This window comes from Hydrogenophaga sp., assembly GCF_025699295.1.
In the GTDB taxonomy this organism is placed as follows: Bacteria; Pseudomonadota; Gammaproteobacteria; order Burkholderiales; family Burkholderiaceae_C; genus Hydrogenophaga.
This window is the reverse complement of sequence record NZ_JAILWB010000023.1, coordinates 1-13,042: the sequence shown is the minus strand read 5'-3', so window position 1 is coordinate 13,042 and position 13,042 is coordinate 1. Positions and strand designations below refer to the sequence as shown.

General features: G+C 66.8%; 11 protein-coding genes and 1 pseudogene. 6 read left to right on the top strand and 6 right to left on the bottom strand.

What is annotated here, in order from left to right; translation table 11 throughout:
- Positions 1-110: 110 nt before the first annotated feature.
- Both K5880_RS20190 and K5880_RS20185 read right to left on the bottom strand, forming a co-directional pair.
- Positions 111-1,229, bottom strand: a complete 1,119-nt coding sequence (locus K5880_RS20190; RefSeq protein WP_297656708.1) for a mechanosensitive ion channel family protein — start codon at positions 1,227-1,229, stop codon at positions 111-113.
- Between the two features lie 20 nt (positions 1,230-1,249).
- Complete coding sequence (locus K5880_RS20185) at positions 1,250-2,758, bottom strand: AMP nucleosidase (RefSeq protein WP_297656706.1); 1,509 nt, start codon at positions 2,756-2,758, stop codon at positions 1,250-1,252.
- Between the two features lie 56 nt (positions 2,759-2,814).
- Between K5880_RS20185 and K5880_RS20180 the strand changes: the two genes are divergently transcribed.
- Positions 2,815-4,083 (top strand): DUF4010 domain-containing protein, encoded by a 1,269-nt coding sequence (locus K5880_RS20180; protein WP_297656703.1) that lies wholly within the window; start codon positions 2,815-2,817, stop codon positions 4,081-4,083.
- Here K5880_RS20180 and gorA read toward each other — a convergent pair.
- A complete protein-coding gene (gene gorA, locus K5880_RS20175) occupies positions 4,073-5,482 on the bottom strand; it encodes a glutathione-disulfide reductase (protein ID WP_297656701.1) in 1,410 nt (469 codons plus the stop codon). The two genes, K5880_RS20180 and gorA, sit on opposite strands and share 11 nt — an antisense overlap.
- Positions 5,479-6,384, bottom strand: a complete 906-nt coding sequence (locus K5880_RS20170; RefSeq protein ID WP_297656698.1) for a LysR family transcriptional regulator — start codon at positions 6,382-6,384, stop codon at positions 5,479-5,481. The genes gorA and K5880_RS20170 overlap by 4 nt, the downstream gene beginning before the upstream one ends.
- A gap of 102 nt (positions 6,385-6,486) precedes the next feature.
- Here K5880_RS20170 and K5880_RS20165 point away from each other — a divergent pair, with 102 nt between their 5' ends.
- Positions 6,487-7,110 carry a glutathione S-transferase family protein gene (locus K5880_RS20165; protein WP_297656695.1) on the top strand — a complete coding sequence of 208 codons (624 nt, stop codon included), beginning with the start codon at positions 6,487-6,489 and terminating at the stop codon, positions 7,108-7,110.
- Positions 7,107-8,069 carry a pyridoxamine 5'-phosphate oxidase family protein gene (locus K5880_RS20160; RefSeq protein ID WP_297656692.1) on the top strand — a complete coding sequence of 321 codons (963 nt, stop codon included), beginning with the start codon at positions 7,107-7,109 and terminating at the stop codon, positions 8,067-8,069. Before K5880_RS20165 ends, K5880_RS20160 begins: the two co-directional genes overlap by 4 nt.
- On the opposite strand, the gene K5880_RS20155 is transcribed toward K5880_RS20160, so the two are convergent.
- Complete coding sequence (locus tag K5880_RS20155; RefSeq protein ID WP_297656689.1) at positions 8,063-8,914, bottom strand: 3-hydroxybutyryl-CoA dehydrogenase; 852 nt, start codon at positions 8,912-8,914, stop codon at positions 8,063-8,065. The genes K5880_RS20160 and K5880_RS20155 overlap by 7 nt on opposite strands.
- Positions 8,915-9,069: 155 nt before the next feature.
- Between K5880_RS20155 and K5880_RS20150 the strand changes: the two genes are divergently transcribed.
- Together K5880_RS20150 and K5880_RS20145 are read left to right on the top strand one after the other, a co-directional pair.
- Positions 9,070-10,776, top strand: a complete 1,707-nt coding sequence (locus K5880_RS20150; RefSeq protein ID WP_297656686.1) for a choline dehydrogenase — start codon at positions 9,070-9,072, stop codon at positions 10,774-10,776.
- A complete protein-coding gene (locus K5880_RS20145) occupies positions 10,721-11,020 on the top strand; it encodes an antibiotic biosynthesis monooxygenase family protein (protein ID WP_297656683.1) in 300 nt (99 codons plus the stop codon). The genes K5880_RS20150 and K5880_RS20145 overlap by 56 nt, the downstream gene beginning before the upstream one ends.
- 50 nt (positions 11,021-11,070) lie before the next feature.
- On the opposite strand, the gene rocF is transcribed toward K5880_RS20145, so the two are convergent.
- Positions 11,071-11,988 (bottom strand): arginase, encoded by a 918-nt coding sequence (gene rocF, locus K5880_RS20140; protein ID WP_297656680.1) that lies wholly within the window; start codon positions 11,986-11,988, stop codon positions 11,071-11,073.
- 330 nt (positions 11,989-12,318) lie between these two features.
- Here rocF and K5880_RS20135 point away from each other — a divergent pair.
- Positions 12,319-13,042, top strand: a pseudogene (locus K5880_RS20135) (hypothetical protein); the annotation flags it as partial.

Genomic DNA, 13,042 nt, shown 5'->3' with positions numbered 1-13,042 from the left:
AAGGCAGACGCCTGTCCCACATCAACGACACGATGTGTCAGTCTGCCACGCGGTTGTCCCTGCTGGAGTTGGCGATGCCGCCTGCCGGGAGGCCCGGGTGTTTGCCTGGGTCAGGTCTGGGCAGGAAGGCCATCCCGTTGCGTCGTTTCCGGTGCGGAAGCCATATGCAGCGTCTGCGTGGGAAAGGCCACTTGCGCGCCGTGCGCGGCGACGATGCGACCGATCCGCAGCAGCACGTCCTGCTTGACTGCGTGGTATTCGACCCAGGCGCGCGTCTTGGTGAAGCCGTAGATCATGATGTCGAGCGAGCTGGCGCCGAACGCGTTGAAGTTGACGATCAGCGTCTCTCTGGTGTCGATGCCTTCGTGGCCGAGCAGCATGGCCTTGATGTCCGCCACCACGCGATCGACCTGGTCGAAGTCGTCGTAGCGCAGACCCAGGGTTTCCTTCAGGCGCCGGTGGCTCATGCGCGAAGGGTTTTCCACCACGATGCTGGTGAACACCGCGTTGGGCACGTAGATGGGGTTCTTGTTGAAGGCCCGGATGCGGGTGTGGCGCCAGCTGATGTATTCCACCGTTCCTTCAATGCTCTTGTCGGGTGAGCGGATCCAGTCGCCCACGCTGAAGGGCCGGTCGAGGTAGATGGTGAGGCCTCCGAAGAAGTTGGCCAGCAGGTCCTTCGCAGCCAGACCCACCGCCAGCCCACCCACGCCGCCCAGCGCCAGCAGTCCACCGATCTTGAAACCCAGCGTCTGGGCGATGGTGATCACGGCGGCCACGAACACCAGCAAGCGCGCCAGCTTGCTCAGGGCATCGAAGGTGGTTGCGTCGAAGGCTTCGCCTCTGGCGTGGCTGCGCGATTCGGCGGTCTGCGTCACCTGCACCACGAACTTCCAGAGAAACCATGCAACACACAGGACGATGCCGACGTCGTGCAACTGTCGGACGGCGGTGAGAAGGTCGGCGTCGTCGGTCCAGTGGGGCTGCAGCAGGCGCGCCATCCAGCCCAGGCTCACCAGCCAGATGACGGCTTGCACCGGCAGACGCGCGGCATTCACCAGGGCCTCGTCCCAATGCGTGGCCGAACGTTGCGCCAGGCGAGTGGCATGCTTGAACAGCATGCGCACGATCTGGCTGGCCAGCAGGGTCAGCAGCACGAGTGACAGCGCGGTGGCCAGCCACAGCTCGGTTTCCAGGAATCGGTTGAGAAACTCTGCAAGAACATTCATGGCGATGGTATTGCCGGAGATTACTGAAACGCCACCTCGGCAAAGCTGCGCAGCTTGCGGCTGTGCAACTGGTCGGTGCCGCCTTCGCGCAGCAGGTGGATGGCGCGGATGCCGATGCGCAGGTGCTGGTCCACGCGCTCCCGGTAGAAGTGGTTGGCCATGCCGGGCAGCTTGATCTCGCCATGCAGGGGCTTGTCGCTCACGCACAGCAGGGTGCCGTAAGGCACACGGAAGCGGAAGCCGTTGGCGGCGATGGTGGCGCTTTCCATGTCGAGCGCGACCGCACGCGATTGCGAAAAGCGGCGTTGTGGCCGGTTGTCGGGCAGCAGCTCCCAGTTGCGGTTGTCGGTGCTGGCCACGGTGCCGGTGCGCATGATGCGCTTGAGCTCGGCCGGCGGCACGCCGGTCACGTCGGCCACGGCGGCTTCCAGCGCGAGCTGGATCTCGGCCAGCGCGGGGATCGGCACCCACAGCGGCAGTTCCTCGTCGAGCACGTGGTCCTCGCGCACGTAGGCGTGGGCCAGCACGTAGTCGCCCAGCTGCTGGCTGGTGCGCAGGCCGGCGCAGTGCCCGAGCATGAGCCAGGCGTGCGGGCGCAGCACGGCGATGTGGTCGGTGATGGTCTTGGCATTGGCCGGGCCGACGCCGATGTTGACCATGGTGATGCCGCTGCGGTCCGCGCGCATCAGGTGGTAGCCCGGCATCTGGGGCAGGCGCGGTGGCGCGTGGCCCAGATCGTCGCCCGGCTCCGCCGCCAGGCCGGTGCGGCGCATCACCACATTGCCTGGTTCGACGAAGGCGACGTACTCGCTGTCGGGGTTGGCCATCTCGGCGTGGCCGAGCTGGATGAACTCGTCGATGTAGAACTGGTAGTTGGTGAACAGCACGAAGTTCTGGAACCACTCGGGCGCGGTGCCGGTGTAATGGCGCAGGCGCTGCAGCGAGTAGTCCACCCGCGGCGCGGTGAACAGCGACAGCGGGTGCGCTTCGCCGGGCCTGGGTTCGTGCGTGCCGTTGGCGATGCCGTCGTCCATGGCCGTGAGATCGGGCAGGTCGAACACGTCGCGCATGAGCGCGCGGCGCAGGAGATCCATGCTGCCTTCCACATGGTCGTGTTCGGCGAACGAGAAGTGGATCGGGATGGGCTGCGTGCTGGTGCCCACCTCGATCTCGCCGCCGTGGTTGGCCAGCAGCAGGTTGAACTGCTCCCGGTAGTAGTCGCCGTAGAGGTCGGGGCGGGTGAGTGTGGTCTCGAAACGGCCCGGGCCCGCCACGAAGCCGTAGCTCAGGCGTTTGACTGGCGGGCTGTCGGGCTTGGCTCCCTGGCGCAGCACGCTGTGCGTGTGCAGGCGCACATATGGGTAGCAGGCGCGAACATGGGTGTGGGTGAAGTCCTCGCCCGCCACGAAGTCGCGCATGGCCTGGCGCAGGAATTCCACGTTGTCCTGGTAGATGCGCTGCACCTGCGCCAGGGCCTGGGCGGCGTCCGTGAAGAAGAGCGGGGCGGTGAAGGTGGGCGTTTTCTGCATGGTGCTATTGTGGCGTGGTGGTGTGTCCGCGCCGCACGCACCGACGAGGAAACCGCATGCCCGATGCCGCCACACCCGCCCTGACCGGCGCGGCAGCCACCCTGGCCGCCGCGTTGGGCTGTGGCCTGCTGATCGGCCTGGAGCGTGAGCGCCGCAAGGGCGAAGGCCCGGGCCGTGCCCTGGCCGGCCTGCGCAGCTTCGCGCTGGTGTGCGTCACGGGCGCGGCCGCGGCGCTCACGCAGATCACGGGCGTCGTGGTGGCCGGTGCGGCTTTCGTCGCCGCACTCACGGTGGTGGCGTACTGGCGCGACCGCTCGGACGATCCGGGGGTGACCACCGAGGTGGCACTGGTGCTGACCTACCTGATCGGCGTGCTGTGCGCCTGGCAGTTGCCGCTGGCCGCCGCGATGGCCGCGGGCCTGACCGTGGTGCTGGCGGGACGCGAGCACATGCACAGGTTTGTGCGGCACTGGTTGACGCCGGCCGAGGTGCGCGACGGCATCGTGCTGGCCGCGCTGGTGCTCGTGGCTTTGCCGCTGGTGCCCGATCGCCCGTTGTGGGGTCCGGTACTCAACCCGCACATCGTGGTGCAGTTGCTCGCGCTGCTGCTGGCCGTGCAGTCGCTCGCCCATCTGGGGCGCCGGCTGCTGCGCGCGCGCCACGCGGTGGCCCTGTCCTCGCTGGCCTCGGGCTTCGTGTCCAGTACCGCCACCATTGCCAGCCTGGGGCTGCTGGTGCGGGAAGGCCCATCGGGCGCGCGGATGATGGCAGGTGGCGCACTGTTGTCCTGCGTGTCGACCCAGCTGCAACTGTTGCTGGTGGCCGTCGCCGTGCAGCCCTCGTGGCTGCCGGTGCTCTGGTTGCCTGCGCTGGCGGCGGCCGCGCTGGCCGCGGCCTGGGGTGCCTGGCTGGTGCGCGGCACGGCGACCGGGGTGGAGCCCGCGCAGACGCCCACCCCCCGTGCGCAAGGCGATGACGAACGCATGTTCAGTCTGAAGGGCGCGGCGGTGGTGGCCGTGCTGCTCACCGGCGTGCAGGCGCTGGTGCACGGGCTGGAGCTGTGGCTGGGCACGGCCGGCCTGTATACCGGTACCCTGCTGGGCGCGCTGGCCGACCTGCATTCGGCGCTCGCGGCGGTATTCATCGCGTCGCAGCCCACCGCCCAGGCCGGCCTGGCGGTGATGCTGGCGCTGGCGGTGCATGCGCTGAGCAAGAGCGTCACCGCGGGAGTGGCGGGCGGTGCGCGCTACCTGGCCTGGTTCGCTCCCGGGCTGTGGGTACACACCCTGCTGGGTGTGGCCCTGCTGTGGTTCCTCAGGCCCTGACCGGCTCGCGCATGGTCACGAACTCCTCGGCCATCGTCGGGTGGATGCCGATGGTGCTGTCGAACACCGCCTTGGTGGCGCCCGCCTTCATGGCCACGGCGAAGCCCTGCACGATTTCGCCGGCGTCGGCGCCGACCATGTGCAGGCCCACCACGCGGTCGCTGGCGCTGTCCACAACGAGCTTCATCAGCGTGCGCTCGCCGCTCCCGGAGAGCGTGTGCTTGAGCGCTTTGAATTCGCTTCGGTAGACGGTCACGGCGCCGAACTTTTCGCGCGCCGCCTGTTCGCTGTAGCCCACGGTGCCGATGCTCGGGTGCGTGAACACGGCCGTGGGGATGAACTCGTAGCCCATGCTGCGCGCGGCCTTGCCGGCGGCCGGGCCGAAGAGCTGGTCAACCACCACCATGGCTTCGCCCAGCGCCACCGGCGTGAGCTGCACCCGGTTCGTGACGTCGCCAATGGCAAAGATACTCGGCACGTTGCTCTGGTAGCGTTCGTTGACGATCACCTCGCCCTGCGCTCCCTGGGCCACGCCCACCGCCTCCAGGCCCATGTCCTTCACGTTGGGCACGCGCCCGGTGGCGTACAGCACCGCGTCGGCGGTCAGCACGGCGCCACCATCACATTCCACGCGCAGGCCGTCCGCGGTCTTGCGGACATCGACCACATCCGCGTTCAGCCGCAGGTCCACCCCGGCCTTGACCATTTCACCGGCCACGAAATGACGGACCTCGTCGTCAAAACCCCGCAACACCTGCTGGCCGCGGTAGAGCTGCACCACCTTTGATCCAAGGCCGTTGAAGATGGACGCGAACTCGCAGGCGATGTACCCGCCGCCCACCACCACCAGGCGCTTCGGAAAGGGTTCGATGTCGAAGATGTCGTTGGAGGTGATCACGTGTTCTCGACCGACAAAGTGCGGCACGTGCGGCGTACCGCCGGTGGCGATCAGGATGTGCTTCGCGGTGAATTCCTGGTGGCCGGGTGAACCGTCGGCGTTGAGCGTGGCCAGCGCGATGCCGTGCGCGCCGGTGACACGCGCGAAGGCGTCGAACACCGTCACGCCCGAACCGCGCAGCAGGTTGCCATAGACCCCGTTGAGGCGGGTGATTTCCTGCGCGCGGTTCTTTTTGAGCGTGGACCAGTTGAAGACGGGGGGCGTGCTCTCCCAACCGAAGCCGTGCGACTCCCCGAAGGCCTCGCCATAGTGCGCGGCATAGCTGTACAGCTTCTTCGGGATGCAGCCCAGGTTCACACAGGTGCCCCCGAGGCCGTCGGTTCCCAGCACCTCGGCGAGTGCCACGCGCGCACCGCGCTGTGCGGCCATGCGCGCGGCGCGCACGCCGCCACTGCCACCGCCGATGACGAAGAGATCGAAGTCGAATGCTGGAGAGGTCATGGTGGTTTGTTTCCGGGCACAAAATCCCGAAGTTCCTGGCGGATGAAATCGATGAAGGCGCGTGTGCGCGCGGGCAGCAAGCGGGCGTGGGGGTACACCACATGGATGGGCCGGGGCGCGTCTTCAAAGCCCTCCAGCACGACTTGCAGTTCCCCGGTGTTCAACAGCGGAGCGACCTGGTACCAGAGGAACCGGCCGAAACCCGCGCCCGCCGCACAGGCCTGCACGGCGGGCGCAATGTGATTGAACTCGAGGTTGCCATGGACACTGAGCCTGAGGGTCTTTCCCCCGTCGCGGAAGGTGCCCCAGGTCGGTGTGTGATCGATCACGCGCACGCAATTGGCTTTGAGCAGGTCGTTCGGGTGCGATGGCCGTCCGTGTTCGCGCAGGAACGCGGGGCTGGCCACCACCACGTGTCGCATCTCGCCCAGCGGCAGTGCGACGAGGCTGGAGTCCTGCAGTTGTCCGATGCGGATGCCGACGTCGATGCCCTCCTCGAGCAGGTTCACGACGCGGTCCAGCAGCGTCACGCGGCAGCGCATCTGGCGGTTTTGCTGCGCAAAGCGCGTGACGATGGGTGCCACGTGCATCTGGCCGAACAGCACCGGTGCCGTGACGGTGAGCAGGCCGGTGGGCTCGGCAGCGTCGTTTTTCAGGTCGGCTTCGGCATCGTTGACGGCGGCCAGCAGCTGACGGCAACTCTCGAGGTGGCGGCGGCCCTCTTCGGTGAGCGAAATGCGGCGCGTGGTGCGGTTGAACAGACGCACGCCGAGATCGGCCTCGTAGGCGGCGAGCAGCCGCACGACCGCCGGCAGCGAGGCGCCCATGGACCACGCCGCGGCGGTGAGACTGCCGGCGTCGGCGATCTGCACGAAAGTGGCCATGGCGCGGAACTTGTCCATGCGCCATTAAACCGATTTCAGGAGCAGTGATGTGCGTGAAGGGGTATTTGTGAATGTGTGTGCAGCAAAGAAGATCGCATCTTCCCCACCCTGGAGTCACCCATGAAGCCTTCCATCCAGCTGCACCGCAGCGCCATTTCCGGCCATTGCCACCGCGTCGAGCTGTTCCTCTCGCTGCTGGGCCTGCCGTTCGAGAACATCGAGGTCGACCTGGCGCTGAAGCAGCACAAGTCGCCTGGATTCCTCGCCATGAACCCGCTGGGCCAGGTGCCGGTGCTGCGCGATGGCGAGCTGACGCTGAGCGATTCGAACGCGATCCTGGTCTATCTCGAAGCGCGCTACGCGCCCGGCCAGTGGTTGCCGCGCGACCCGGTCGGCGCCGCGCGTGTGCAGCGCTGGCTCTCGCTGGCCGCCGGTCCGCTGGCTTTCGGGCCCTCTGCCGCACGCGTGGTGCAGCTCCTCAAGCTGCCCACCGACCCGCAGGAGGCGATCGCGCGCGCCGAGGCCTTGTTCGGGTTCATGGAGGAAGAACTGGGCCGCGCGCCATTTCTGGTCGGGGACCGCGCCACGCTGGCCGACGTGGCGCACTACGCCTATGTGGCGCGTGCCCCTGAGGGCCTGGTGTCCTTGCAGCCTTACCCGGCCATCAGGGCCTGGCTGGCACGCGTCGAGGCTTTGCCGGGCTTTGTGCCCATGGTCCGGTCCCCGGTGGGCCTGGCGGCATGAGCGCGGCAGCTGCTTTCCACGCGGGCGAGCAGGCGATGCAGGCGCGCGCCGGTGTGCAGGCGCAGATGGCGCAGATCGGACCGCGCGTGCTGCGCGACCACATGCCCGAGCAGCACCGCGCGTTCTTCGGTCTGCTGCCCTTCGTGGTGGTGGGCAGCATGGATGCGCAGGGCCAGCCCTGGGCGGGGGTGCTGGCGGGTGCGCCCGGTTTCATGTCCTCGCCCGATCCGACGCACTTGCACGTGCGCGCCCGACCCTTGCCGAACGACCCACTCGTTGCCACGCTGCACGACGGTGCGCCACTGGGCCTGCTCGGCATCCAGCCGCACACGCGCCGGCGCAACCGCATGAACGGCACGGCGAGGCTTGAAGACGGTGGCTTCGTGGTCGAGGTCGGCCAGAGCTTTGGCAACTGCCCGAAGTACATCCAGGCGCGCGAACCCGTGTGGATGCCCCAGGCGCCCGCCGGGCAGCTGGCTTATGAAGGGCCTGTGCTCGACGAAGCCTCGCGCCAGCTGGTCCGCGCGGCCGACACCTTCTACATCGCCACCGCCCATCCCGAGGCGGCATCGGGCGGCGAAGCGCGCCATGGCGTGGACGTGTCGCACCGGGGCGGCGCACCGGGTTTCGTGAAGCTGGAAGGTGATGTGCTGACCGTGCCCGACTTCATGGGCAACCATTTCTTCAACACCCTGGGCAACATTGCCGTGCACCCTGCGGCGGGTCTGCTGTTCATGGATTTCGAGCGCGGCGACCTGCTGTACCTCGCGGTGCAGGCACGGGTGCTGTGGGACGGTGCCGAACTCGCGTCCTTCGACGGCGCGCTGCGCCTGTTGCGCATGCGGGTGACGCATGTGCGGCGGGTGCAGGGGACCTTGCCGCTGCGCTGGGGTGTGGCCGAGCGGTCGCCCCACCTCGATGGCCTGGGCGCCTGGCCGCGCACCGCAGCCGGTCAGTAGCTGTAGACGCCGCGCCCGGTCTTGCGGCCCAGGTAGCCTGCGGCCACCATTTCCTTGAGCAGCGGGGCAGGGCGGTACTTGCTGTCGTTGAACTCGGCCATGTAGACGTTCATCACCGCCAGGCACACGTCCAGGCCGATCATGTCGGCCAGCGCCAGCGGGCCGATGGGCTGGTTGGTACCGAGCTTCATGCCGGCGTCGATGTCCTCGGGCGTGGCCAGGCCTTCGGCGAGCACGAAGAAGGCTTCGTTGATCATGGGCACCAGGATGCGGTTGACCACGAAGCCGGGCGCGTTCTTCACCGTGATCGGCGACTTGCCCAGGGCCTGGGCCAGTGCTTTCACCGCGTCGTGCGTTGCGTCACTGGTCTGCAGGCCACGGATGATTTCCACCAGCGCCATCATGGGAACCGGGTTGAAGAAGTGCATGCCGATGAAGCGGTCGGGGCGCTGCGTGGCCGCGGCCAACTTGGTGATGCTGATCGAGCTGGTGTTGGTGGCGACAATCACATCGGGCGCGAGCAGGCCGTCGAGCTGCTGCAGGATCTTGAGCTTCAGACCCTCGTTCTCGGTGGCGGCCTCGATCACCAGTTGCGCGCTCTTGAGGTCGTCGTAGTTCGTCGAACCGGTGATGAGCGCGAGCGCCTTGTCCTTGTCGGCCGTGGTGATTTTCTCCTTCTTGATCAGGCGGTCCAGGCTGCCAGCCACGGTGGCCAGGCCCTTGTCCACCGCGGTCTGGGCGATGTCGACCATGACCACGCGGATGCCGCTGGTGGCACAGGCCTGCGCAATGCCGTTGCCCATGGTGCCCGAGCCGATGATGCCGACGGTGTTGATGCTGTTCATGAAGTCGCTGCTCCTGTTCAAAAAATCGGTGTAAACCCGGCGTCGCCGGTGTGTCTTTCCTAGGCGGTGATGCCTAAACCGGCAGCGGGGGGCGTGCTACCTTGCCCGATGATTGTCGCGCACCCTTGCGGACGCGCGACCCCATGGAGACAGACATGTTCGACTACATCATCGTGGGCGGCGGTTCGGCCGGCTGCGTGCTCGCGTCCCGCCTCAGTGAAGACCCCGCCATCCGTGTGGCCCTCATCGAGGCCGGCCCGCCCGACAGCAGCGTGCTCATCCATTGCCCGGCCGGCCTGGCGGCCATGGCGAAGTTCGAGCTCAACGGCTGGGGCTATGGCACCGTGCCGCAACCCGGCCTGAACGGCCGACGGGGTTACCAGCCGCGCGGCAAGGTGCTGGGCGGCTCCAGCTCGATCAACGCCATGATCTATGCGCGCGGCCATGCCAGCGATTACGACAACTGGGCCGCGCAGGGCAACCCCGGCTGGTCGTTCGCCGACGTGCTGCCGTACTTCAAGCGCGCAGAGCACAACGAGCGCGGTGCCGACGCCTGGCATGGCCAGGGTGGACCGCTCAACGTGATGGACCTGCGCAGTCCGAACCCGTTCCTGCCCGCCTTCATCGAGGCCGGTGTGCAGGCCGGATACCCGCACAACCGCGACTTCAACGGTCCCGCGCAGGAGGGCGTGGGTGCCTACCAGGTCACGCACCGCAACGGTGAGCGCTGCAGCGCCGCCAAGGCCTATCTCTCGCCACACCTGGACCGGCCCAACCTGCAACTGATCACCAACGCGCTGACGACCCGCATCGTGACCGATATCGAGGACGGTGGCACGGCGCGTGCCGTGGCCGTCGAATACCGGGGCAATGCCGGGCGCGGGCCACTGCAGATCCTGCGGCTGAAGGAGGGCGGGGAAGTGGTTTCGAGCGCGGGCGCCTTCGGTTCACCGCAACTTCTCATGCTCTCGGGCATCGGTCCGGCACGGCATCTGGATGAACTCGGCGTGCGTGTCGTGCACGACCTGCCGGGTGTGGGCGAGAACCTGCACGACCACGTGGATGTGGTGATCGTGGTCAACGCGCCGAAGGTCAGGGACCTGTTCGGGATATCGCTCACCGGCATGGCACGCACCGTGCGCGGCATCTTCGAGTGGCGGCGCCAGCGCAGTGGCATGCTCACGACCAACTTCGCCGAGGCCGGTGGCTTCATCAGGAGCACACCTGAGGAAGCGATCCCGGACCTGCAGCTGCACTTTGTCGTCGGCAAACTGGTCGACCATGGTCGCAAGACGGTATTCGGCCACGGCTATTCGTGCCACGTCTGCCTGTTGCGCCCGAAGAGCCGGGGCACGCTGCGCCTGGCCAGCACCGACCCTCAGGTGGCGCCACTGATCGACCCCGCGTTTCTGCAGGATGCCGACGACATGGTGCGTCTGGTGCGCGGCTTCAAGGTCATGCGGCGGCTGTTGCAGCAGCCGGCACTGGCGCGCCATGGAGGCACTGAATCGGCGTCGTCGGCGCAAGCGCAGAGCGATGCGCAGATCGAGCAGTTCATCCGCAACCATGCGGACACCATCTACCACCCCGTGGGCACCTGCAGGATGGGACCCGGCCCCATGGACGTGGTGGATGCGCGGCTGCGTGTGCACGGCGTGGCCGGCCTGCGGGTGGTCGACGCCTCGGTCATGCCCAGCGTGGTGGGTGGCAACACCAACGCCCCGGTGATCATGATGGCGGAAAAGGCGGTCGATATGATGCGCGAGGACCGCCTTGCCACACGCCAGCCGAACCAGGAGCAGCACCATGATTCTCGAACACGCGGACATCCGCATCGACCCCACGAAGAGCTCAGCCTTTGAAGAGGCCATCTTGCGCGGTGTGACCACGGTGGTCGCGAAGTCGAAGGGCTTCAAGGGCTTCAAGGTGAACCGCAGCATCGAAAGCCCGGGGCGCTACCTGCTGATGATCTACTGGGAAACGCTGGAGGACCACACAGTGGGCTTTCGTGGTTCGGATGCCTTTGCCCAGTGGCGTGCCATCGTCGGCCCGTTCTTCGCCCAGCCGCCGGTGGTGGAGCACCTCGAGCTGGTGGGCAAGAGCTGACTGTCACTGCCTCGACAAAGTCGCACTAAGGTTGTAATAAGGTTACAACCTTAGTTCTTCCGCATCAGCGTCGACTTGCCAAACAGGCTCTCGATCAGGTCCACCGCCAGCACGGCGGTGCGGTTGCGCACATCCAGCGCCGGGTTGAGTTCCATCACGTCGAGTGACGCGAGCCGGCCGGTGTCGGCAATCATTTCCATGCACAGCTGCGCCTCGCGGTAGGTCGGGCCACCGGGCACGGTGGTGCCCACGCCGGGCGCGATTTCGGGGTCCAGGAAATCGACGTCGAAGCTCACGTGCAGGTGGGAGTTGTCGTCCAGGCCCTGCAGCGCCTGCTCCATCGTGTGGCGCATGCCCATCTCGTCGATGTAGCGCATGTCGAACACTTCCAGCCCGGCCTGATGCACCAGGCGCTTCTCGCCCGCGTCCACGCTGCGGATGCCGATCTGCCGCACCACGCTGGCATTGATGGCGGGCGTCGTGCCGCCGATCCCCGTGAGTGCCGGCGGCCCCATGCCGCACAGCAGCGCCACCGGCATGCCGTGGATATTGCCGCTGGGCGTGAGCGCGGCGGTGTTGAAGTCGGCGTGCGCATCCAGCCACAGTACGCGCAGTTGTTTGCCCCTCTCGCGGCAGTGGCGCGCCACGGCACTGATGGAGCCCAGTCCCAGGCAGTGGTCGCCACCGAGCACGATGGGCATGCGGCCCAGCGCAAGTTCGGCGTGCACGGCTTCATGCAGGGTCTGGTTCCAGGCCACGACTTCATTCAGGTGGCGATAGCCCTCGGTGGGTGGTAGCCAGGGATTGGTCGGGCCACTGAGGTTGCCCCGGTCGACCACCTGCAGTCCATGGATCTCCAGCACGGCGGCCAGCCCGGCCACCCGCAGGGCTTCGGGGCCCATGGAGGCGCCGCGCGCGCCTGCGCCGATGTCGGTGGGTGCGCCGATGAGGCTGAGGACTTTCTGCATGGCGGTATTGTGAGCGAGATGGGCCGTGGCGGATCAACGGGCCCCGGCGGTGTGTCAAAAGGTATGCCCTGTTACCAGACACCCTGCCGATGGGTTCGACGGTGGCCGCGCGCTCACCTGGGGGTGGTATTTGCGATTGGAATTTAGTTACCAATCCACACCGTCTGTACCGACTCCGATGTCGTTCGGCGGGCAATACTCCTTCCACGCTTCGCGCACATCCGTCCATCCGTGTGAGAGTTATCACGCTCTCTCTGCTGGCCGAAACTACTTACGAGTGGAGCGTGATCTTCCACCCCGACCTTCCTTCTTGTTCGTCCCGCGGCGTGCATGAAGGTGCTCTTTGTGACCCCTGCAACGCCCTGCTCCGGACCCATGGGCTGCGCTGCAAAACCAGTGCAGCTCCGTCAGCGTCTTGATGTTGCCCCCTGCTTTTCTTCCTTGTTCATGAATCACTTACAGACTCCTTCCCGCAAGTTCTCCCGCCCACCGCAGGGCAGCCTGATGGCCGCCTGCGCGGTGCTGCTTTCTATGGCCGCCAGTCCTGTGAATGCCCAGACGGCCACGGCCTCATGGACCAAAGTGGCCGACGAACACCAGATATTCAAGTTCTCCGGAACGAAAAGCGTGCGCTATGGCGCAGGCGACCGCTGGCTGTACAAGACCGTGAGCAGTGGCGGTTTGTGCACCAATGGCTATTTCGGTCGGGACCCGGCTCCCAACGTCGTCAAGTCGTGCCAGACTCAGGCCGCCGCTGCACCAGCACCAGCACCTGCACCTGCACCTGCACCTGACACTGCCACCTGGACCAAAGTGGCTAACGAGCACGAGACTTTCAATTTCTCGGGAATGAAAAACGTGCGCTATGGCGCAGGAGATCGCTGGCTGTTCAAGACCGTGAACAGTGCTGGTCTGTGCACGAGCGGCTATTTCGGCAGGGATCCCGTCCCGAACGTGTACAAGTCGTGCCAGATTCAGACCGCAGCGGCACCGGCACCGGCACCAGCACCAGCACCAGCACCAGCACCGGCACCGGCACCGGCACCGGCACCGG